At 59.4% G+C, this 20,660-nt stretch carries 22 protein-coding genes; 18 read left to right on the top strand and 4 right to left on the bottom strand.

The features are described 5' to 3' along the window. The first annotated feature begins 133 nt into the window (after positions 1-133). Together lwrS and G6M89_RS03250 are read left to right on the top strand one after the other, a co-directional pair. Complete coding sequence (gene lwrS / locus G6M89_RS03255) at positions 134-517, top strand: LWR-salt protein (RefSeq protein ID WP_165160354.1); 384 nt, start codon at positions 134-136, stop codon at positions 515-517. 69 nt (positions 518-586) lie between these two features. Continuing rightward, positions 587-1,213, top strand: a complete 627-nt coding sequence (locus G6M89_RS03250; RefSeq protein ID WP_165160353.1) for an HAD family hydrolase — start codon at positions 587-589, stop codon at positions 1,211-1,213. Positions 1,214-1,215: 2 nt separating this feature from the next. Here the strand turns inward: G6M89_RS03250 and G6M89_RS03245 are convergent, their stop codons facing one another. Together G6M89_RS03245 and G6M89_RS03240 are read right to left on the bottom strand one after the other, a co-directional pair. Continuing rightward, on the bottom strand, positions 1,216-1,881 hold the full coding sequence (locus tag G6M89_RS03245; RefSeq protein ID WP_165160352.1) for a helix-turn-helix domain-containing protein: 666 nt from the start codon (positions 1,879-1,881) through the stop codon (positions 1,216-1,218). A gap of 64 nt (positions 1,882-1,945) precedes the next feature. Continuing rightward, entirely contained in the window at positions 1,946-3,820 is a 1,875-nt protein-coding gene (locus G6M89_RS03240; RefSeq protein WP_165160351.1) for a molybdopterin biosynthesis protein, read from the bottom strand. Positions 3,821-3,982: 162 nt separating this feature from the next. Between G6M89_RS03240 and G6M89_RS03235 the strand changes: the two genes are divergently transcribed. Further along, a complete protein-coding gene (locus G6M89_RS03235; protein WP_165160350.1) occupies positions 3,983-4,300 on the top strand; it encodes a hypothetical protein in 318 nt (105 codons plus the stop codon). A 99-nt stretch (positions 4,301-4,399) separates the two neighbouring features. On the opposite strand, the gene G6M89_RS03230 is transcribed toward G6M89_RS03235, so the two are convergent. Then, on the bottom strand, positions 4,400-5,416 hold the full coding sequence (locus tag G6M89_RS03230; protein WP_165160349.1) for a hypothetical protein: 1,017 nt from the start codon (positions 5,414-5,416) through the stop codon (positions 4,400-4,402). Between the two features lie 255 nt (positions 5,417-5,671). Here G6M89_RS03230 and G6M89_RS03225 point away from each other — a divergent pair, with 255 nt between their 5' ends. From G6M89_RS03225 to G6M89_RS03190, 8 genes are all read left to right on the top strand, one after another. Next, positions 5,672-6,931, top strand: a complete 1,260-nt coding sequence (locus G6M89_RS03225; protein WP_165160348.1) for a hypothetical protein — start codon at positions 5,672-5,674, stop codon at positions 6,929-6,931. Positions 6,932-7,102: 171 nt separating this feature from the next. Further along, positions 7,103-8,827 (top strand): phage tail sheath family protein, encoded by a 1,725-nt coding sequence (locus G6M89_RS03220; RefSeq protein ID WP_165160347.1) that lies wholly within the window; start codon positions 7,103-7,105, stop codon positions 8,825-8,827. Positions 8,828-8,895: 68 nt separating this feature from the next. Beyond that, complete coding sequence (locus G6M89_RS03215; protein WP_165160346.1) at positions 8,896-9,348, top strand: phage tail protein; 453 nt, start codon at positions 8,896-8,898, stop codon at positions 9,346-9,348. Beyond that, positions 9,345-9,500, top strand: coding sequence for a hypothetical protein (locus G6M89_RS03210; protein ID WP_165160345.1), 156 nt, complete (start codon positions 9,345-9,347; stop codon positions 9,498-9,500). The genes G6M89_RS03215 and G6M89_RS03210 overlap by 4 nt, the downstream gene beginning before the upstream one ends. Positions 9,501-9,503: 3 nt before the next feature. After that, a complete protein-coding gene (locus G6M89_RS03205) occupies positions 9,504-10,067 on the top strand; it encodes a hypothetical protein (protein ID WP_165160344.1) in 564 nt (187 codons plus the stop codon). Further along, positions 10,064-10,312 carry a DUF6760 family protein gene (locus G6M89_RS03200; RefSeq protein WP_165160343.1) on the top strand — a complete coding sequence of 83 codons (249 nt, stop codon included), beginning with the start codon at positions 10,064-10,066 and terminating at the stop codon, positions 10,310-10,312. Before G6M89_RS03205 ends, G6M89_RS03200 begins: the two co-directional genes overlap by 4 nt. 62 nt (positions 10,313-10,374) lie before the next feature. After that, positions 10,375-10,836: a phage tail protein gene (locus G6M89_RS03195; RefSeq protein WP_165160342.1), complete on the top strand. Its 462-nt coding sequence runs from the start codon at positions 10,375-10,377 to the stop codon at positions 10,834-10,836. Positions 10,837-11,046: 210 nt separating this feature from the next. Beyond that, positions 11,047-11,709, top strand: a complete 663-nt coding sequence (locus G6M89_RS03190; RefSeq protein ID WP_165160341.1) for a Pvc16 family protein — start codon at positions 11,047-11,049, stop codon at positions 11,707-11,709. 51 nt (positions 11,710-11,760) lie between these two features. On the opposite strand, the gene G6M89_RS03185 is transcribed toward G6M89_RS03190, so the two are convergent. Then, complete coding sequence (locus G6M89_RS03185) at positions 11,761-14,235, bottom strand: ATP-binding protein (protein WP_165160340.1); 2,475 nt, start codon at positions 14,233-14,235, stop codon at positions 11,761-11,763. Between the two features lie 235 nt (positions 14,236-14,470). On the opposite strand from G6M89_RS03185, the gene G6M89_RS22225 reads away from it, so the two are divergent. From G6M89_RS22225 to G6M89_RS03155, 7 genes are all read left to right on the top strand, one after another. Next, positions 14,471-15,637, top strand: a complete 1,167-nt coding sequence (locus tag G6M89_RS22225; RefSeq protein WP_241175192.1) for a DUF4157 domain-containing protein — start codon at positions 14,471-14,473, stop codon at positions 15,635-15,637. Beyond that, positions 15,538-15,798, top strand: coding sequence for a hypothetical protein (locus tag G6M89_RS22840; RefSeq protein ID WP_394352355.1), 261 nt, complete (start codon positions 15,538-15,540; stop codon positions 15,796-15,798). Before G6M89_RS22225 ends, G6M89_RS22840 begins: the two co-directional genes overlap by 100 nt. 6 nt (positions 15,799-15,804) lie before the next feature. Beyond that, positions 15,805-16,752 (top strand): hypothetical protein, encoded by a 948-nt coding sequence (locus G6M89_RS03175; protein WP_165160339.1) that lies wholly within the window; start codon positions 15,805-15,807, stop codon positions 16,750-16,752. Positions 16,753-16,823: 71 nt separating this feature from the next. After that, complete coding sequence (locus tag G6M89_RS03170; RefSeq protein WP_241175191.1) at positions 16,824-17,933, top strand: DUF4157 domain-containing protein; 1,110 nt, start codon at positions 16,824-16,826, stop codon at positions 17,931-17,933. 2 nt (positions 17,934-17,935) lie between these two features. Next, the gene (locus tag G6M89_RS03165) at positions 17,936-18,904 is read left to right on the top strand and encodes a hypothetical protein (protein ID WP_165160338.1); all 969 of its coding nucleotides are present in this window, start codon (positions 17,936-17,938) and stop codon (positions 18,902-18,904) included. A 130-nt stretch (positions 18,905-19,034) separates the two neighbouring features. After that, positions 19,035-19,541 (top strand): hypothetical protein, encoded by a 507-nt coding sequence (locus G6M89_RS03160; RefSeq protein WP_206335419.1) that lies wholly within the window; start codon positions 19,035-19,037, stop codon positions 19,539-19,541. Continuing rightward, positions 19,538-20,491: a hypothetical protein gene (locus tag G6M89_RS03155; RefSeq protein ID WP_165160337.1), complete on the top strand. Its 954-nt coding sequence runs from the start codon at positions 19,538-19,540 to the stop codon at positions 20,489-20,491. Before G6M89_RS03160 ends, G6M89_RS03155 begins: the two co-directional genes overlap by 4 nt. Positions 20,492-20,660 lie beyond the last annotated feature (169 nt).

Genomic DNA, 20,660 nt, shown 5'->3' with positions numbered 1-20,660 from the left:
GCCGAATCGGTTGTTTTCACGGCCGCTCACTCGAGTTTCTACTGCCTGGATGTGGACCAGTGCGGCGTGAGCGCGAGCGCCGCTGCAGCTGCAACCGTAACGCCGACGGCGGCCCCTCTCGTTGTGCTGTGGTATGAACGGGCAGTACGTCTTTGCCGTTCGCGTTCATCTCGAGTCCGCACAGGACGAGATCAGTCTCGAGCCAGGCAGCGCCGAGCCACGGGTGATCGTGTTTCGCGAGGCACCGGAGCCGGGCAGCGAGGGCTGGCTCTTTTTCCGAAACACGCTCTGGCGCGGGGAGGTTTCGGATCAGGACCACGCCCGGCAACTTGCTGAGGAGTGGCTGGACCTGCCGATCGTCTCGGTTGACTTTCGGGAACTGCAAGTCGACGAAGTGTACTTCGAGGCGATGAAATCGGAAATTGCGGACGACCTCGAGACGTTCAAGGCTGAGAACGTCAGCGAGGTTCTCTCGAAGTATCTCGGCTCGAGCATTCGGGTGACTGAGGATATATAACGGCATATGGCGAGCAGTTGTCCGTAACCGATACGCATTTACTCACGACGGCCGTACAGTTGTGTCCGAATGGTCTCCGAGTATGACTTTTGGTTGCTCGACCTCGACGGGACGCTGGTTGACGTCGACTGGTCGTACACCCGCGACGTGTTCGACCGGGTCGGTGACGACCTCGGCCGTGAGTTTAGCGACCGCGAGGCTGAAATCCTCTGGAACGGCCTGACGGGCTCTCGAGATCACCAACTCCGCGAGTGGGGGATCGAACCCGCGCAGTTTTGGGATGCGTTTCACGCCAACGAAGATCCGGCGGTGCGGGCCGAACAGACCTACCTCCACCCTGACGCCGAGTTCGTCGCCGACCTCGAAGAACCCGTTGGCCTCGTCACCCACTGTCAGGAGTTCCTCGCAGAGCCGGTTCTCGAGCATGTCGGCATCCGCGACTGGTTCGACGCGCGACTGTGCTGTACCGAGGAGACGGGGTGGAAACCCGACCCGGAACCCGTCGAGCAGGTGATGGCCGACCTCGGGGTTGCCGGAAACGGGGCACAGGGCGTCCTTGCGGGTGACGGTGCCTGTGACGTTGGGGCGGCCTGGAACGCCGGTCTCGATGCGATCCACGTCGAACGACTCGGTCACGACCGGCGCGGTCGCTGCGTCCTTGGCGACTACCGCGTGCAGTCGTTCAACGAACTGTAAGACTACTCGAGGACTGATCGAGAGCGTTCGTTCTGCGGTTGTAACTCTTCGTCGACAAGCGTCTCGTAGGCGCGGCGGAATCGCTCGGACAGCGCCTGATGTGAAATGCCGAGTTCGTCTGCCAACTCCTCCATCGAGATGTTGCGCGGAATCTCGAAATAGCCGTACTCGAGGGCGGCCTCGAGTGCTTCTCGTTGCTGTGACGTCAGCCGCGTCTCTGGCTCTGTGTAGGCAGACACATCGGTCACGCGCCGAAGGTCGGCGTTGACGCCGCGGTCGACGAACTGATCGTACGCATCACAGAGGGCGTTTCGGTCCGGAAAGCGGGCGCGAACCTGCCACCAGCCATCGTTTCCCCAGGCCTCGAGCAGCGACCCACCCTCCGCAAGGAGGTCGTCACACAACCGTTCGATGCCCTGCCCGTCTCGAAAGCACATGTCAAACAAGAACCTCGAATCAGTTTCGACGAGCAGGTCGAACGCCTCGACGGTCGGGTCCCGCTCGAACGCCTGCCGTGCGTGTGCCTGGCCGATACCGGAAACCCAGAGGCACGGTTGTGTCCCCAAGACCGACGACTCGATTTCGAACGTTGCGTCAGGGGCGTGCTCAAACGTCGTCTCGAGTATCGTATCCGTCGCTGGAAGTCGGATCTCGGCTATTGTCGACATCAGGCCTCCTACACCAGCACTCCCTAAAAACCGCTGTCCAGACAGGCCTGACTGTCTTCTCGAGTTATTTGTTTGCGCTCGAGTTGTCTGTTATGTGGGTCGTCAGTTCCGCCTCGAGTTTGCGGACGCCTGGCTTTTTGACTCGATCTGGATTTGCCAGCATGCGGACGGGTTGGGTGCCGAGCGAAACGAATCCGAGGTCGAGTCGGTCGGCGGTCTCGCGCAGGCCGAGTCCGGCGTCGGCGTCGCCAGCGATGACTCGCCGCGCGGGGCTTTCGTGTGCTCGCAAGCCGAGGTCGAAGCCGTCGATCGATTCGACGATGTCGTGTCGCTCCACGCCGCGCTCAGCAGCGAGTTCGGCCACGGCCGCGCCAAGACTCGAGCGGAGGCCGGAGTCAGTCGTCCGATTGACAACCTGGAGGTCGCGGTCAACGAGATCTGCCAGTTCGTCGATTTCGTCCGGATTCCCGGCCCGGACGACCACCCCCCATTCGCGGTCCCATTCGGCGAGCGTCGTCGCCTCGAGATCCCGCTCAAGCGGCCCAGCGACGACAACAACGTCCGGTACGCCCTCGCGCAGTTGGCGCAGGCCGGGACGCGAGCCAACCGAGAGATAGCGCGGATTCTCGAGACGGTCAAGCACGCGATTCAGCGTCGGGTCGCTTTCGCCGACACCGAGCAGGGTTGGTGGCTGAACATCCGGCGAGAACAACTGGACGGTAACAGACTCGTCGGCCTCGAGATAGTCCGTTTCCGCGTCGATTTCGACGACGCCGTCGGCTTCGGCGAGGCTGGTCGTCGCACCGGACCCTTTGTCGACGGGGTAGACGAGCATCTCGCCGTCGCCATCGCATACGAGGCCGACGGGAAGCAACCGGTGCCGGCCCTGCTCGGAGCGTGCCTCTCGAGCCAGTCGACCCGAGACAGTTGCAGCGGTGGGTTCGGGGAGTCCGGCCGCTTCGCGGATCGCCGGCGCGACGAAGGTCCGAAAGACCATCATCGCGGAGACGGGGTAGCCGGGGAGGCCGACGTACGCAGAGGAATCCAGTCGACCGACGAGCATCGGCTTGCCGGGCTTAACGCTGACGCCGTGTAAGAGGAGGTCTCCTTGCTCCTCGATGACGCGATAGATGACGTCGACCGCGCTGGCGCTGGTTGAGCCAGAGGAGAGCACAAGGTCACACTCCTCGGCGGCCTCCCGGAGCACGCCTTCCATCTCGTCTTGTTCGTCGCCCGCGTGAGGATACAAAACGGCTTTGCCGCCTGCATCTTCGACGCCCGCGGCGATGGTGTAGCTGTTGACGTCGTAGATCTCTCCCCGGGCGCTGTTGACGTCCTCGCCCGGCCGGACGAGTTCGTCGCCCGTCGAGACGATGCCGACTGTCGGGGGCGCGCGGACGGGGACCTCATCGATTCCGAGCGCAGAAAGAAGCCCGATATCCCGCGGCGTAATCCGCGTGCCGGGACCGAGTGCCCGCTCACCCGCGGCCACGTCCGCGCCCGCGAACATGACGTTGTCACCAGGTGCGACCGACGTTCGAACCAACACGTCGCCGTTCTCGTCGACATCGGTTCGCTCGACCGGCACCATCGCATCCGCACCATCGGGCATCACGGCCCCCGTCGAAATCTCGACAGCTTGTCCGGACTTGAGCGCCACATCGGGTTCCTCGCCGGCGTGTACTTCGCCAACAAGTTCGAGGCGCGCGGGGTCGGCCTCGTCAGCGCCGAACGTGTCGCGTGCGGACAGCGCGTAGCCGTCGAGACTCGCCCGGTCGAACCCCGGCACGTCGAGTTCGGCATCGAGTCGTGCGAGCAGTACCCGACCGCGGGCATCTGCGAGCGATACCCGGTCGACACCACCCTCGAGCGAGAGTGAATCGATGGCCTCGCGTGCCATAGCGGGGGAGGCGAGATCGCGAAACTCCTTGCGGTCCATAGCGGGGTATTGGAACTGGAGGCTATAGTAGCCACTGCAAGTCGGGACGACCCTGCTCGCGAGAACGTGATCCACCACGAATCTGCTGGATTTTTGTTCGGATCCGAGTCACGATCTGCTGGATATAGGTGGCTTTTTATGATAGACTACGGATCTTGTGGTATGGCTACCCATGGCTCTCGTAACAGGGCAACAGGGGGTGTGCGTCCTGATGTCGTCCCGTTCGATCTGCCACAGTTATCTCGGCTGAGTTGGGAACTCGGCGCCCGACTTCTCGAGGACGACGCACCGTGTCACAGCAAGTGGGAACGAATTGGAAGTACGTGGCGTCTCTCGATTTTTCGCGTCGAAACGAATACGGCCGTCGTCCGCGTCCAAACCCCCGTCGGCCGCGAACGCTTCTACAACATCGCCGAACTCGACTTGGCGACCGTTATCCCTGAACTCGAGGCCGCAACGCGCTGGCAGCGACTCGAGTGAACGATTGAAGCAGTCTCTGTTGACGATGCAAAACGCTAGACATGAGTACTCGAGTCCGGGAATCGAGTGCAAGCGTTCGTCCGCCTGTCTCACACACGTTCAGAACGGATTTGGCGAAAGCCGCGTCCAATCGATGATCGCGTCGGGGTCGTGATAGCGCTGATAGACGGCATCTTGCTCGTACGTATCGGTGAACGCCGCAATTCCTGGCCCGCGAACACGGAGTCCCCGAGGCGGGGCTAGTCCCATGCCGACGTAACAGTCTCGGAGTTGGCACAGAAGGTGGTCGACGATCGATCGTTGCAGCGATGCGACCGAACGTATGGGTGTCTCGGCGGCCGGAAGCTGAAGCCGGGCCGCAAGCGGTGCGTCGACGGAAGCGGATTCATCTCCGTACGTCACTCTCGTCCCGCCGTCAGTTTGCCAGTGAACCCGTATCGCCGACGGCTCCGCGAGACACTCGGGGACAGTACGCGATGGGGGCGTTCGCCCGTCCGCCCGCGGCGGCGTCACCTCGAGTACGCGGTTGAGTCGAGCGAACAGCGGCTGGTCGTCTCGCTCAGGTCGTTCGTCCAGTAACTGCCGAAGTGCGCCTAGCGCTTCAAGTTCAAGTACGGCCTCGAAAAGCGGTCTGAGCCGATCATCCCCGACTCTGAGTGCCAGATCTTGCTCGAGGAGAGTCCAGTTGGCGTCCGGCGCCTCGGCCGGCGGCTGGACGGGGCGGTTGTCAGCGGTAGCGTCGGCGCCGGTCGCGCTCGAGAGCTGGCGGTACACGCTGTCGAACGTCGATTCGACTGTTTCGAGGGACATTGCACCGACGATGAGTGTGGTCGCGGCGATCCGTTCCGGATACGCGATTCGGTCGGCCGGATCATACGGGGATAGCACGTTGTCGCCGCGGCGTCGAAAGAGCGCGTACTTCGCGAACCGTTGTACCTGTTCGCAGCGTTCGTACTCTACCGGCGTTCGATCCGCCGGTTCGGCCGGATACGCGTCACAGTGATGGTGCTGGATGGTGCCGGTCCGGTCGATGACAAGTCGATGGCTGTGTGCCTCGCTGTCGGAGACGGTTAGCGTCGCGGTGCGGTCAGATTCGGATTCTATTGTCGCTTTCATACCGATGGAGAGACGCATGCGGGCTGGCCGTTCGATGAGCCGCCATCTGAGGCGGTGTCCGAACACGGACAGTTCCGCGGACGATGACGGATGTTTGATTCTACCTCGTATAAATTACCACGATATCAGTTCAATGTTCGAACTGGTTGGTGGAAACATTTTCCCACCACTCCGTAAGTTGAATAGTTATTACACGGACGTTGATCGATCATTTTATATCTCATGTGTGGGATCCATGTGTGTGCTTACGCTGCCATGACTCGGGATGCGGACTATACGACTGGTGATGAGGGATGGCTCTCTCAGTTCGAGAAGAATCGGTTCTTCAAGGGGAAGCTGATGACGCCTCGCGATATGGAAGCCGAACAGGCGTATCACGCCGAGCGGTTGCACACGGTCAATCGGTTCATCGACGGCGCAGGCATCGTCTACGGCCTCGAGATCCAGTCAGTCGAAGACACTGACGACGGAATCAACGTGACGATTAGTGCTGGCCTCGCCCTCGATGGGCACGGACGACCGATTGTCGTCGAACAGGTGACGACGAAATCGCTGCCCGCCCCACCAGCCGACGAGTTCCACCTGTACGCACAGTACAGTGAGGTCGCCGTCGAAACAGTCCCGGTTCCGGATACGGACGGCGCAATCGACGACGAAGCGGTTCCGAACCGAAATGTCGAAGTGTTCGAACTCACCCATCGCGAGGAACCACCATCGGGGTCGTCAAACATCCCCGAGTTCGATTGTTCGTCGCTCGCATCCAGCGACGATGACCCACACACTATCGCCCAACACCTCGCTGAACAGTACCACGAGCACCACCGTACCAGCGGGGCGGACGACGTTGATCCAGCTGTCTATCTCGGCGCGTTCGAGCGTGCGCCCGACGGATCGTGGATACATGCAGCAGAGTCACCTGGCCGCGCGTACGTATACGACCACGAACTGCTGTTTACGGTCTTCGTCAACCACATCACCGATACCGAGAACCCACACGAGACGCCGATCCAAGACGAAACTCCGAACCGCCCCGACGGTCTCTCGGGAGTCACGAAACGACTCTCCGCACTCGAGGAAACGGTCGAGGAGATCGACCTGGAACGACAGACGCTCCAACGGTACGTCCTGCGGAAAACGCTCAAGGATCGAATTCGATTCTTCGAGACGCTGAGCCAGCGGATCGAGCCGCACTCAGGTGAGGGCGCACGTCTCGCACGCGAGGTCGTCGAACACTCTCGCGAGCGCCTGCGGACGGTCGACGGCGACGACCCCATCACCAAGGATGCGTATCGAGCGCAACTCTCTGCCCTCCTCGAGCAACTGATTCAACTCGGCGAACCACTCGAGCGGGTCGTCACCGAGGCGAGCCTCGAGCGATACTTGAAGTCCGTCTCCCGGTTGCAGTCGTCTATCGAGTCGAACGAGCCACTCATCAAGTTAGTCGACGCTCATGACCGGGTCTGTGAGGCCGCAGATTCCCTGGAAATCCTCGTTGACGTCGTCCCCGAGGCCTGAGTTCACATCGCAGTCGTGAGTTGAGTCACTCTCAGAGTGGTTTGCTTGCCACTCCAGTGTGATGGTCACGTCACTCGATTTCAGCGGCAAAGTGTATGTTAATCAAAAAGACTTATATTATATCAATATACAACACACATATTGTAGTCAGACAAGTGGAGGAAATTATTAATGCCAGAGTATCAGTCGCCAGGCGTATACGTTGAAGAAGTCAGCAGTGGAAGCAAATCAGTTGAGGGTGTGAGTACAAGCACGGCCGGATTCCTCGGCCAGACTCACCGCGGTCCAGTGGAGCCGCAACTCGTAACGAGTTACACGGAGTTCGAACGAGTGTACGGAGCAAGTCCGAAAAACTCACATCTGGATGTCGCCATCGACGGATTTTTCAAAAACGGTGGAAGTCGCTGTTACGTTAGTCGCGTCACCGCCGCCGATCCGAACGACGTCGCATCGACCACACTCATCGACAAGAACGGCACGGATGTCCTCGAAGTCGAAGCCGACGGTCCCGGCGAATGGGGTACCTCCGTCGCAGTGGTCGTCCGTGATGGCCAGCGTCCGGGCCAGTTCGACATGGTCGTTCGATACTGGTCGTGTGATCTCGAGGAGGTCAGTCAGCCCGCTTCAGATCGACCGGAGCCGTCCCCTGACGTCGAGGAAGTGTTCGACGGACTGTCGACGGATCCACAGTCGAGTCAGTTCTACGAGAAACAGGTCACGAACTCGGTACTCGTCGATGTCGAGTACCTCGAAGACGGTCGTCCCGTCGACGGGCTTACTTGGCTCAACCGAGACCGCCCGACGGCGTACTCCGATGGCGGTCTCGTCGAAACCGACGGCGAGGAGACTGTTGTCTACATCCCCGAGGATCTCGAGGAGATGGAGTACAACGATCTCAAGGGACTCGCAAAGCCGTTCGATACCGACGGAAATGCGTCGAAAGACGATCTCGTCACCGACCTAACAGAGATTCGCTCCGGCGAACAGGAAGTCGATGTCGAAGTTGTCACTGAAGAGCCGACGAAACCCGAGTCCGAAGGGGAAGTTTCCCTGAGCGATTACGAAGGGATCGACAAGCCCGGCCTGCGAACCGGTCTGGCCGGACTCAAATCCCTTGATGACATCTCGATCGTCTGTGCACCCGACGAGAACGACGTCGCAGGGCTCACGGACGCACTCGTCGCTCACTGTGAGAACATGGGCGAGCGATTCGCGATCTTGCAGGCACCGCAGAACCCCGGCCCGGTCTCGGAGATGGAGACGCCGGTCGATTCCTCGTACGCGGCGTACTACTACCCGTGGCTTACCGTGCTGGATCCAGTGACGAACCGCGAAAAACTCGCGCCACCGGGCGGTCACATCGCCGGCATCTACGCTCGCAGTGACGCCCAACACGGTGTCCACAAGGCACCGGCAAACGAGGTCGTTCGCGGCATCGTCGGACTGCAACACGACATCACCAAGGGCGAACAGGACGTGCTCAATCCGAAGGGAATCAACTGCATCCGCAGTTTCCAGGGCCGCGGTGTTCGCGTTTGGGGTGCTCGAACTACCTCGAGCGATCCTGAATGGAAGTACCTCAACGTTCGCCGTCTGTTCCTGTTCATCGAACAGTCGATTGACGAAGGGACCCAGTGGGCCGTCTTCGAGCCAAACGACAAGGATCTCTGGGCTCGCATCCGCCAGTCGGCCGAGAACTTCCTGACGACCGTCTGGCGTGAAGGCGGCCTGCAGGGATCGACCGCCGACGAGGCGTTCTACGTCCGCTGTGGCGACGAAACGATGACTCAAGACGATATTGACAACGGTCGTCTGATCGTTGAAATCGGTATTGCACCGGTCAAACCGGCCGAATTCGTCGTCTTCCGCATCAGCCAGGACACCGGGGACTCATAACGACCCCGACACGTTCTATCACTGTATCAACCAACCAAACATAATCATTAACGGAAATACAAACGCAAATGCCAGAACACGGACCACTTCCAAGCACGGAATTCGCCGTCGAACTCGACGGTGCAGACGTACCCGGCTTCCTCGAGGTCAAACTGCCGACCCAGGAAACCGACGAACATGACTACCGGGAAGGAAACGACGCAAAGCACGCCCGCAAACTCTTCGGCGACGTTCGCTACTCGCCGCTGGTGCTCGCTCGCGGTGCTGAGGAGGACAACGAACGGCTCGATGAGTGGCGACAGGCCGTTCAGGAAGGGCGAGAGGACGAAGCACGAAAGAACATCGCTGTCGTCATCAAGGACCAGTCGGGTGAATCCGCCCTTCGATACGAGTTCACGAACGCCTGGATTCGAAAGTACGAACCGCCGACGCTCAACGCACAGGCGGGAAGCGGCTCGCAGGCGATTGCCGTCGAGACGTACACCGTCGAATTCGAGGAAATGGACCGAAAGAACGTATGACGCGCTCACACACGAGTTCGTCCCGTCCGTTCACCGTTACCCGCAACCGGTTCGATGATGAATGGACTGTCGACGATGAGGGCTGTCTGCACATGGGCACAGCGACACCGTTTGCCGAGCGCGTCTCGGTCACGAACCGCACCTCCCGATAACATATGACCGGCCAATCACTGCAGACCGAGTTCGAGTTCACGCTGCCACGAGGCTACGTCGACGATGACGGAACCCTCCACAAAGAGGGCCGGATGCGACTCGCGACGGCTGCCGACGAGATCCAGCCGCTGAAGAATCCGCGGGTGCAGTCGAATTCGTCGTACCTGACCATCGTGTTGCTCTCGCGCGTCGTGACGGAACTGGGGTCCCTCGAGACCATCGACGAGTCGGTGATCGAGAACCTGTTCGTCACTGACCTCGAGTACCTCCAGGCGATGTACGAGCGAGTCAATAATCAGGGCCGAAACACCGTTGAGACAGCCTGCCCCGAGTGCGGTGCCGTGTTCGAGGTCGACACGGAAACCGGCGCTCAGTTGCAGCCGACCGACGACGATGCCGGTCTCGATCACCCCGCTCCGGGAGGGACAGCCCACGCATCCGATGCGCTCGACTCCGACATCGGTGCCGGCGACGACGCTGACGAAATGGCGTTCGAGGACTCCGATACCGACTCGAGGGTGTCGGACGACGCCGAAGAGGCCGAACTGGGAAATCCAACGGAGTGATGCGACTGTACGATTCCGACGTCCTCTTCGAGGAAGTCGCGTTCGTCGCCTATCACTTCGGATGGAGCCACGACGAGGTGCTCGAACTCCCCCACTGGGAGCGACAGCGCTGGTGTGAGGAGATTAGCGAGATCAACGACCGGATGAACGGGGACGTCGAACCGGATCACGACACCGGCGGCGGTAGTATCCTCGGCAATGACGGCGACGGAATCGTGCTGCAGAACTCGTTGGGGGACCACTAACTCGGTCCGCCAGTGAGCACCCGTCAACGTTCATTTCGAAGGCAGGATGGGAATTTGATACCATGACAGACCAACCGTACACTGACGATAACGACCTGTACACGCAATACAACTTCGAGGTGCAGATCGACGGCGACTCGGTCGCCGGCTTCGCCGAGGTCTCGGGCGTCACGATGCAACTCGAGACGATCCAGTACAACGAGGGTGGTGTAAACGATCACGTGCATACGCTCCCGGGAACGTTCGCGCACGCGAATCTCGTGTTACAACGCGGGATGACGAACGATGTCTCCTTCTGGGAGTGGATCCAGGAGGTGATGAGCGGCAACGTGACGCGAAAGAACGTCGTCATCAAGATGCGAGATGGCTTCAACGGCGAGAGTGGCTGGGGCTGGGAGTTCAAACGCGCCTACCCAACGATGTGGCGCGGTCCCGACCTCGTCAGTACCAACCAGGGAATGGCAATCGAGCAGATTGAACTGGCATACGAGCAGTTCACGAAGATGTCTGGACTACCGGAGTAATCCGGTCTGAGAGCATCCATACTTCCGGACAGTTACAGCGTTTCGACCGAACGGCTGGTCGAAAATCTTTACTGGCGGTTATCCGGTAGTCTCAACATACTTGATGAATCACGACGCACAACGCGACCAGAGAGACACGCCGTTTGCCTCGGACTCGAAGGCGGAGCTATCGATCCCGACAGTGCCGTTTTCATCGGTGGTGAGCGCCTGATGGCGTCATCGTCGGCGATCCAGGCGACGACGGATCTGCTGGTGAACCTGCTTCGACTCCGGTTGGCTCGCAACGACGACGACGAGATGCTCGACGAAGAGCAAATCCAGCCGATTTCCCCGTCTGCGGTCGGCGAAGAGTCGACGATTCGGCTGGTGTTGTACCTGTATGGCGTCTCCAAGGCCGGCTCGTTCAACACCGAGACCACCCGCGTCTCCGGGGATCGAAAGGAAAAGTCACCGCTCGGACTCGAGCTTCGGTACCTGTTGATGACTGTCCCGGGGGCCGATGGCGACGACAGTAGAGAGTCGGTACTGGATCAGCATCAGTTGCTGGGACAGGCGATGCAGACATTGTACGACGCCGAGACGATTGAGCCCGCGCAACTCCCTGCCGAGCTTGGTGATGAGCGCTTAACCGTCACACTCGAGCAGCGAGACCCGACGGAGCTGACGGATCTCTGGAGTACCTTTCCCGAGTTGCCGTTGCAGCCGTGTGCGACCTACGCGGTCGGCCCCATCAGAATTCCCTCGACGCAGTCGACGCCGTTCGAACGCGTCAGCGATCGTGACGTACAGATGAGTCGCGGAACCGGCAGCGAGGACGATACCAACGAGGACATCGATGATGCAGCCAGTGCCGATCCACGTACTGATAGCTAAAATACTGGAAACTGAGTCGACGAATATCCGACACCGACAGTCGCGTGTCCGTCAATGGCTACTGTGGCGCGTTGACTTCGAAGCGTCCCCTTGCTCAGCAGTCGTATCCCCTTCTGCATCTGTATCCGCGTCCACGTTCGCTTCGTCCGGAGCAGTTCCGTAGGTCCGGCGAAGCTCTTCTTGCCAATCCCGTTCGACAGTTGCGCTCTCGTAGGTGCGGCGTTTGTCCTCGTACTCGCGGAAATCAATCTCGAATCCACCACCGCCGGCCTCCTTGGCGTACTGCAACGCGAGGATGATGTGATCGAAGGTGATCGTCACCGCCTCGAGATCGGTCGTGGCGGTTGCGAGCGGGCGACCGTCGTGGGACTCGGTCGCGGCGATGTAGGCGGCGTATTTGGCGACCTTTCTGATGACTGCGGGCGTCGTCGAGAGTCTTCCGAGGAACTCGTAGTCGAAGGTATCGGTCGCGACGACGGCCTCGTCGGGGAAGACGGTTTGCCAGAGCTCGCGTCGGATGAGTTCCTGCGGTTTCCGGAACTTGATTGCGTGGTCGATGCGCCGTTTAAACGCCGGGTCAATTCCGGCCTCCTTGTTCGTCGTCAACAAGACGATTCCGTCGAACGACTCGAGTCGCTGCAGGAGGAAGTTGATCTCTGTATTGGCATAGCGGTCCGTCGCGTCTTTGACCTCGGCGCGCTTGCCGAAGATCGCGTCGGCCTCGTCGAACAGCAGGATGGCGTTCGAGCGTTCGGCTTCGTCCAGCAGCGCCGCAAGTCGGGTTTCGGTCTCGCCAACGTACTTGTTGATCACCTGCGAGAGATCGACGCGGTAGAGATCCAGACCGGTCTCGTTCGCGATGATCTCGGCGGCCATCGTCTTTCCGGTGCCGGGTTGGCCGTAAAACAGCGCGACGACGCCGTCGCCGCGGCTGCCCGGCTCGCCAAAGCCCCACTCGCTCGTGACGGGACCGCGGTACTGCAGATGTCCTGCGAGTTCCTCGAGGTGGGTTTGGGCCTTGTCGTTGAGCGCGATATCCCCCCAGCCGTAGCCAGGCTCGAGTGGTTCTGCCAGCGCCTCGAGTGTGCTCGCGGAGTAGCGTTTACAGGCGTCGTAACAGTGCTCCCGGGTGAGTTCCCCGTCAACAGGGGCAAAGGGGTCGGACGTGGTGCTCTCGTCGCTCTCGTCGACCGCGTCCGCGGGCGCTCCGGCCTCAAGGTCGTCGGGATTGGCGTCAGTACGACAGAGATAGCGGGCGGTCCGTACCGCGTGGCGGATGTCGCGCTGAGGGAGCCGGAAGTTGGTTGCGAGCGTCGAACACAGCACGTCGTCGGCAAACTCCGCGGCGTACTCCTCCCAGATGGTCAACCGCGTCTCGTAGTCGGGGAACGGACAGTCGCAGGTCTCGAGGCGATGGTGCTCGAGGTCGACATTGGGCGTCCAAGGGTTGGCATGACTCAAGAAGACGTCGCCGGGGGCGTCGTCGAGTCGTTCGACGATGGCGTCGACCGTCGGCGTGTCGTCGCCGTCGGTGATCGAGAGGCCGCTTTCGTCGTCATCGAGGGTGGGGCCGTCGTTCTGTTCGGTAATCGCCTCGAGACCCTCGAGGTGAATCGCAGTCTCCTGCAACGTCGCTTCGCGGATGAATCGCGTGAACACGGCATCATCGTCGAGTATATCGGCGGCGTCGGCGCGAAGAATCGGCGTCTCGGGGTCGGTGAGCGCGCCCGGTAGTCGATCCTTGCCGGTGCCGTCCTCGCCCGAGGCGTAGTAGATCGTCGGCCACTCGGCCTCACGCGAGCGCGTGGCGATCCCCTCGAGTGCGGCGGCCGTTTCGTCAGGGAAGACGAGCTCCTCGAGCGTGCGGTCGTGTGACTCAAGACTGGCGTACTCGGCGAGGGCGGGCTCGAGACTGTCGTCGCCTTTGAGGTAGCGGACGATGCGGTCGTCGACGGTGAGCACGTCGTAGGTTTCGGGGCTGGCTGAGTTTTCAGAGACGCGCTCGAGGAGGTCGTACTCGAACAGCGGGGCGGTGGGGGCGAGCGGCGACTCGGTGCGGTCGGATTCTGGAGCCGTGAGCGCGAGCAGTGTTTCGGCCAACTGAACCGTCGGGAAGGTGGGCGTATCGAGTCCGGTGAGTGAGCCGTAGATCGTGAGCAGAGATCGATCGAACGCCGGTGCGAGAACGATGAGCAGCGTCTCGAGGTCGGCTCGCGTTAGATGGAACTCTCGATGGATCGTCTCGAGTCGGAGGTCGACGTCTGCCTCGAGCGCCTCGTCGACGCGTTCGTCGATGGTCTCGGTTCGGGTAGTCAGTTCCTCGCGAACCGTCTCGAGTGACGCTGGGTGTTCGTTCGTATCGATGCCAGCTGAGAGTGCGCGAATGTGTACGCCAGCGGTCGACAGCTGCGATCCACCGCCGTCAAGCGGTGGTGCGATCAGCGAGGGGTTCTCTTGGACGTACTCGAGAACCCACTGAAGCCGATCAAACTCGGCCTGGAGGTGCTCGCTGAAGTGCTCGTACATACCACTCGGTAACTGTCTGGAAATAAATAACACTTTGCTTCGGGTCTGTTCGGTCGGCACTATTCGTATACTGTGATCGATTCGTCTCTACTGAGCGTTCTTGCGGGACATACGCCTCAAATCATCAACAGAAGAGAAAGTATTATGTTACTGCTGTCGGTAGAGAAGAAAAATGACCTGTTGGAATCGTTCGTGTCGACTGCCCTCCAATCGAAGCCCAACGGAGGGTCGGTAGATGGGATCAAAAAAGTCCCGCAAACGGAAAACACAGTCGTCCGAGCAAGCGAACGCGAGTACGTCACCCCAGCAATCAACACACTCGAGCGCGGCGATGGGGGCACAGTCAGTCCACGGTGCTGCGCTGGCCGACGAGTCAACCCTGTACGGCCCAAACCCGGACGAGGTATACGGTGGCGATCCGCTTTCCTCCGGCGTATTCGGCCATCCCGGTATCGCACCCTCACCCAGCGAGCTCAATATCCAGCGCGCCCTCGAGGGCACTGACACGAGCCAGGACGAGGTACCTGATACGGTGCTCGGGGTGCTCGGCGACGGTGGACAATCGTTAGATCAGCCGATTCAACGCGCACTCGAGGAACGAATGGATGCGGACTTCTCGAACGTCAGGATTCATACGGGTGCAAAAGCGGCGGAAGCCGCCGACGCAATCGACGCGAAGGCATTCACGTGTGGGAACGATATCGTGTTTAATTCCGGCGAGTACAACCCGGGGTCTGGCGAGGGGCAGTTTCTCCTTGCGCACGAACTCGCTCACGTGAAACAGCAGACTGGCGCGGCGATCAGCATGATGCCCCAGGAAGGGGCGGATTTGGAGATTGATCCGGATCCACAGTTGGAGCGCGAGGCCGACGAGGCCGCATCACAGGCGCTGTCGGCCGACGAGCCATTGTTCGTGAGTCGGATGGGGGCCGACGTCCACATTCAGCGGACGGCGAAAGGTGAGTCGGAATACGTCACCAGAGGCGAGGTGTACGAAATCGTCCAGAACCACTACGAGGGCGTTGTCAGGAACCAGGCCGAGCAAGATCCGCTCGAGGCAGGCCCAGAGCGTGAGACGCCTGGAAACATCGCCGGTAAGTCCACCCAGGCGACGGATGATGGTGGATTTTTCAGCAACGCGTGGGAGAAGACCAAGCAGGTTGGGAGTGATCTCTCCCAGGCAGTAACCAAAGGTGCGATTGGTTCCCTCGCCGGTGCCGGTGGAAAAGCCGTCGGAATGGTTGGGGGGGGGCAAGTCTCGGTGCCGTCTTGGGTGGTGCTCTCGGAAGCTTTGCTGGGCCAATGGGGACGGCTGCCGGTGCTGCTGTCGGATCGAAACTCGGAGAAACAGTCGGTGGCGAACTGCTCGGCGGGGCTGCCAGTGATGCAGCCAAGCAACTAACTGACTATACGCTCCCAGAAAAGCACACTGAGTCCGTTCAGGAACTCGAACAGAAATACGAATCGCTCAAGGCAGAGGTTGAGGAACTGAAGAAAGTTGACCCCTCGACTTCCTCTGAGAACAGTGGACGTGGACTTGCAAAAAGAACCCAACCGAGCTAATAAATTATGCAAGCAACAATAACTGGTGAAGATGACATCGCTGTGGGGCTCAGTGTTATCGATAATGCTGGCACTGAACACCTGATTGAGATGGAACATGACGGAGATATTTATCACCACCAACAAGATGGATACCCAGACGATCCAGCTCAACGTACTGATGAACAAGGTGAGCGCGTACTCCAGGCTCGGAAATTTGCTAGGTATTACGTCTTCGTCGAAGAGGGCTACGACACTGTCCCAGCACCGGAAAACCCGGTGCGAATAGACGCTGTTCGCCAGGCTATTACCGAAATGGATCTCGCCGAATTCGAGAAGCATTTCGGCGACCTCTACCAGCAGTTCGACTACGAAGATGGCACGGGAACCAGACCAGCGATGACACACCCATCAGAAGCGACCGATCCGACGATATACAGCAAAAATGTTTATCTCGGTGTCGATCCGCTGGAGACTGACCTTGGAACGGAACTTGCACGGAAACACAATCTGGACGTGACGAAGGATGCGGCCGAGATCGATCTCACTGATGTCTCTGGCCGCGAGTTAGATGCCTGGGGCGAGTTTGCTGGCGAATTCACTGTCCGTGCTATCGACGAGGACGTCGATCTCAGTGACGCAGCGTATATTGACGACACCTCGGAACTCTACGTGAAGTACCCCAGTGGCGGTCATCTGGTGGCTGCAGATGATCATCTGGCTCCAGCAGCACGCGAGCCAGACACGGTTCTCGAACTTTTGCCGATTGATCCACAGGACTTGGAATACTTCAAGTCCTTCATGGACCACTATCTGCGCTGCCAGATCCGAGATACGTTCGTCGAAATGGGCGTTCATCCACCCGAGGAGTTCCGCGTGCTCGGTATGGGTCGGTTCATGGCTGCCCGCGGCTACGATTACGTCGACTTCTATCCCGAGTTCCACAACCCTAATGCCAGAGCGTTCCAGCAGTAACTGAGCAGAGTTCATTCAACATCTTATTCACTTACGCTTTGCACACGTGAAACAGCAGGCAGGGTCGTAGCATGATATCTAAGGAAGGCGTAGATCTGCAACTCAATCGCGATCCCGAAATAGAGTTGCCGATCGATCTGGTGAATTGTCCGGTCAAAGTTGTGATTCCGCGGGCAAGTCGCTGCCCGTTCTCGAGTCGCGGCTACGGCCCCGAGGAACAACAGCACATCCAGCGCGCCCTTGAGGGCACCGACACCAGGCCCACGGACATCCCCGACATCGTCCTGGACGTACTCGGCAGTCGAAGCGGACAACCCCTCGAACAGCCGATTCAACGCGCGCTCGAGGAGCGCATGGACGCGGACTTCAGTAATGTTCGAATCCACACGGGCGCGAAAGCCGCCGAAGCGGCGGATGCAATCGACGCGAAGGCGTTCACCTGTGGCAACGATATCGTGTTCAATTCCGGCGAGTACGACCCGGAATCTGGCGAGGGGCAGTTTTTGTTGGCTCACGAACTCGCACACGTCAAACAACAGACTGGGGCACCGATCAGCATGATGCCTCAGGAAGGCACGGATGTGGAAATTGATCCGGATCCACAACTCGAGCGGGAAGCCGATGAGACGGCGAAGCAAGCGCTGTCTGGTGACGAGCCAGTGGTCGTCAACCGAATGGGTACTGACGTTCACATTCAGCGAACAGCACTAGGGAAATTGAATCCGTTCAGTAATTCATCGGAGAACGAAGCGGGCGATCTGGTCGTTGACGAGGTAAAAGCCGAGCCCGAAGCGTTGGCTGAGGAAGTGCGACAGATCAAGACCAATCAGGCCAAACTGTTCAACGCAGTCAGTTCCGAACGAAGTACGGTCGATAGAGTTGGTGAAGCCGCGGGAGCCGGAGTTGTCGGTGGCGCGGCCGGTCTAGCCGTCGGAGCCGTCACTGCGAATCCAGTTCTGGGGGCGCTCGCTGGCGGTGCGGTCTCCGATGTCGGCAAAACCCTGTACGGCAAACTCTGGGGCAACGGACGAGATGCGATTGCCAACGCAGATATTCCTGACGTCTCCCTCGAGCAACTTGGTGGTGTCAAAGCATCGATTGAGAAAGTGGTCGACGAGAAGCTTCGTCAGCGCTTTGGTGGGAACAATACTGGATCGAAAGCTGAGGAGACGGACTTCTAAATATGAAGGCAGATATAAAAAAAGAAACAGATCGTGGGTTTGGACTTCAGGTCGTAGACAATAATGGCGTCGAACACAAGATCGGAGTTCTATATGATGGTGAAATAAACAGTCATCTTCAAAACAAATATCCAGATAAAGCTGCCAAACGTAGTGATGAAGGCAACGAGAACGTCGAACAGGCTCGTCGATTCGCCCAGTACTACGTCTACTGCGAGCGCGGCTACGACACCGTCAAACCACCTCGGATCCACCCCGAGCGGCTCAACGCTGTCCGGGTAGGAATCGCTGAACTCACCGAGTCGGAGTTCGAACAGCACTTTGGCGACCTCTACCACCAACTTCGAAGTTACGACGACTCCAACAGTGACCGTGTCGTCGAGATTCCGTCGGCAGCATCGAGCCCCGACTCAGTGCTTTACCGCAAAAACGTCTATCTGGGAGTGGATCCGCTCGAGACCGAGTTCAGCGAGGAAGCGGCGGCTATCGCTGCCCGACACGGGTTAGATCTCTCGCCGGATCGGATAGATTCCATGTCGCTCGAGGACGGAGACACGGTCGACCTCGATGGGTGGACCGCTGCCTCTCGAGAACTGGGAGCACTGGCTGACGCCGCAGACGGTGACCTCTCCGACGGGCTTCAAATCGCCGGCGTCTCGTCGCTCCACATGGCCTATCTCGACGGTCGAGGTGAGGAACACGTTACGGACGCTTCCGAGCCGTTTGATCGGGAACCCGACGCACGGATCGAGTTGCCCGTGATGGATCCCGGGCCACTCGCGGAGTTCCAGGAGTACGTCAACCACAATCTAGCATGTCAGGTCCGGGATGCCTTCATCCGCATGGGGCTTGAACCGCCAGAGCCGTTCCGCATCCTTGGCTACGGTGATTTCGAAGCCGCCGAGCAGTACAAAACTCTCGAGATGTATCCCAATTACATTGATCCAGCCGAAGAGCGCGCGTTCTGCTGAATCGATATCGACTGCGTTTCGGATAAATTCGGTTTGGAGACGCAAACGGTTTTGAGTTGGTCGAAATGCAACTCGTCAACACACGTACGACACCACACACCCAGCATGAGGTCGTAAACACATTCAGCGCATGCCCGAGGCCGAGTCGCTCGAGCAGGCCCGTGTGGAAGCTGCAGAGCTATCTGATGATAGTGTCCCTGCAGATCCGGAAGTGCTGGCCAAAGAGGTCGAGAAGCTCAAAGCAGGTCAAGAAACAATGATGGCAGCGCTAACAGAAGCCAAACCCGGAGCTGCATCCGATGGGAACTGGCTAACAGCAGGGACGAAAGGTGTCTTCGGATCACTGGCTGGTGCCGGTGCTGGGGCCGCCCTTGGTGCTGCTGCAGGTTCAGTCATCCCGGTTGTTGGAACCGCTACCGGTGCTGCTGTCGGCGCTGCCGTTTCCGGGGCTGCAAGCGATCTTACCAAGGAAGGCATCGACTACCTCGTCGATAACCGACCTGACGGTAAACCCGCCGAACTCGAGCGAATGTACCAGGAAATCTCGGAAATGTACGCTGAGTTGAAGGACGAACGAGCTTTGACTGGTCAAGAAACCGAAGGTGTTGGTAAATCTGGGGCGGTGAGAAACCAATGAAAGCCGTAATCACTGGTGAGAATGACAGGTTGGTCGGTGTAAATCTTCTCGATAATAATGATGCAGAACATGTTATCGAGATGAAAAAGGACGGTACAATCACTGCACACCAACAAGACGGCTATGCCGACGATCCTGATAACCGAACAGAAGAAGAAAATGAACACGTGAATCAAACTCGTCGCTTCGCTAAATTCCACGTCTATCGCGAGCGCGGCTACGACACGCTCGAGCACATCGAGAACCCAGACTACATTGACGCTGTTCGGCAAGCCATCCTCCAACTCTCCGACGCGGAGTTCGAACAGTACTTCGGCGCACTACACCAGCAACTCCGGAGTCACCACGAGTCCGTTGATCGTCCAGTCAATCTCCCAGCAGGCGTCCAAAAACCGGATGCGGTCATCTACAAACTAGACACTTACCTCGGGGTCGACATCGCGGAAAGCGGTCTCACCGAGCAGGCTCGAGCGCTCGCAGAGGCCCACAGCCTCGAGTACGAACCGGGAACGACCCCGAAAACCGGAGCTGCCGTTTCAGAGGCCGACCTCGAAGAGTGGACCGAATTTGGCGAGCACCTGATGGATCTCGCTAATCCCGACGATCTCGAACTCGAGTTGAGCGCGGTGTCAGGAATCCACGTCGGCTATCCCGATGCCCGCGGCGAACACGAGGTCGAGTGGAACGACAGCCCCCTCGAGCGCGAACCCGACGCCCGTCTCGAGTTGATGCCCGCTGATCCTGGCTCACTCGAGGAGTTCCGGGAGTACCTCGATCATCATCTTCGCTGCCAGATCCGGGACTGCTTCGTCGGGATGGGTCAGGTTCCACCGGAGCCATACCGCGTCGTCGGCTTCGGGAAGTTCATCTACGCCCGCCGGTACGACCACTACGATCTGTATCCGCAACTACACCTTCGAGACGGCGATCACAACGCTGTCATTCGGTAATCACTCGGAATGTGTTCGCCCGTTACTGTGCAGACGAGTATGGGTTCGACCGGTTCTAAGGCCGGTGCAGTAGTCGAGATCGATCCGGGCCCCCAACTCGAGCGCGATGGCCGTCTCGGCGGAGTTTGGCCCACTATTTCACCGAATTCGAACGATAACTATTAAGATA

Origin of the sequence: Natronolimnobius sp. AArcel1, from assembly GCF_011043775.1 — an archaeon.
In the GTDB taxonomy this organism is placed as follows: Archaea; Halobacteriota; Halobacteria; order Halobacteriales; family Natrialbaceae; genus Natronolimnobius.
Note: the sequence above shows the minus strand (reverse complement) of the source record. Positions and strands in the feature narration are given on the sequence as shown.

Bases quoted from the DNA above. Each gene is read 5' to 3' on its own strand.
- G6M89_RS22840 (WP_394352355.1), top strand. From the start codon at position 15,538: ATGGGGACGGCTGCCGGTGCTGCTGTCGGATCGAAACTCGGAGAAACA.
- G6M89_RS03215 (WP_165160346.1), top strand. From the start codon at position 8,896: ATGCCAGAACACGGACCACTTCCAAGCACGGAATTCGCCGTCGAACTC.
- G6M89_RS22225 (WP_241175192.1), top strand. From the start codon at position 14,471: ATGGGATCAAAAAAGTCCCGCAAACGGAAAACACAGTCGTCCGAGCAA.
- G6M89_RS03245 (WP_165160352.1), bottom strand. From the start codon at position 1,881: ATGTCGACAATAGCCGAGATCCGACTTCCAGCGACGGATACGATACTC.
- G6M89_RS03220 (WP_165160347.1), top strand. From the start codon at position 7,103: ATGCCAGAGTATCAGTCGCCAGGCGTATACGTTGAAGAAGTCAGCAGT.
- G6M89_RS03195 (WP_165160342.1), top strand. From the start codon at position 10,375: ATGACAGACCAACCGTACACTGACGATAACGACCTGTACACGCAATAC.
- G6M89_RS03250 (WP_165160353.1), top strand. From the start codon at position 587: ATGGTCTCCGAGTATGACTTTTGGTTGCTCGACCTCGACGGGACGCTG.
- G6M89_RS03160 (WP_206335419.1), top strand. From the start codon at position 19,035: ATGCCCGAGGCCGAGTCGCTCGAGCAGGCCCGTGTGGAAGCTGCAGAG.
- G6M89_RS03165 (WP_165160338.1), top strand. From the start codon at position 17,936: ATGAAGGCAGATATAAAAAAAGAAACAGATCGTGGGTTTGGACTTCAG.
- G6M89_RS03155 (WP_165160337.1), top strand. From the start codon at position 19,538: ATGAAAGCCGTAATCACTGGTGAGAATGACAGGTTGGTCGGTGTAAAT.
- G6M89_RS03235 (WP_165160350.1), top strand. From the start codon at position 3,983: ATGGCTACCCATGGCTCTCGTAACAGGGCAACAGGGGGTGTGCGTCCT.
- G6M89_RS03240 (WP_165160351.1), bottom strand. From the start codon at position 3,820: ATGGACCGCAAGGAGTTTCGCGATCTCGCCTCCCCCGCTATGGCACGC.
- G6M89_RS03170 (WP_241175191.1), top strand. From the start codon at position 16,824: ATGATATCTAAGGAAGGCGTAGATCTGCAACTCAATCGCGATCCCGAA.
- G6M89_RS03230 (WP_165160349.1), bottom strand. From the start codon at position 5,416: ATGAAAGCGACAATAGAATCCGAATCTGACCGCACCGCGACGCTAACC.
- G6M89_RS03185 (WP_165160340.1), bottom strand. From the start codon at position 14,235: ATGTACGAGCACTTCAGCGAGCACCTCCAGGCCGAGTTTGATCGGCTT.
- G6M89_RS03225 (WP_165160348.1), top strand. From the start codon at position 5,672: ATGACTCGGGATGCGGACTATACGACTGGTGATGAGGGATGGCTCTCT.
- G6M89_RS03175 (WP_165160339.1), top strand. From the start codon at position 15,805: ATGCAAGCAACAATAACTGGTGAAGATGACATCGCTGTGGGGCTCAGT.
- G6M89_RS03205 (WP_165160344.1), top strand. From the start codon at position 9,504: ATGACCGGCCAATCACTGCAGACCGAGTTCGAGTTCACGCTGCCACGA.
- lwrS (WP_165160354.1), top strand. From the start codon at position 134: ATGAACGGGCAGTACGTCTTTGCCGTTCGCGTTCATCTCGAGTCCGCA.
- G6M89_RS03210 (WP_165160345.1), top strand. From the start codon at position 9,345: ATGACGCGCTCACACACGAGTTCGTCCCGTCCGTTCACCGTTACCCGC.
- G6M89_RS03190 (WP_165160341.1), top strand. From the start codon at position 11,047: ATGGCGTCATCGTCGGCGATCCAGGCGACGACGGATCTGCTGGTGAAC.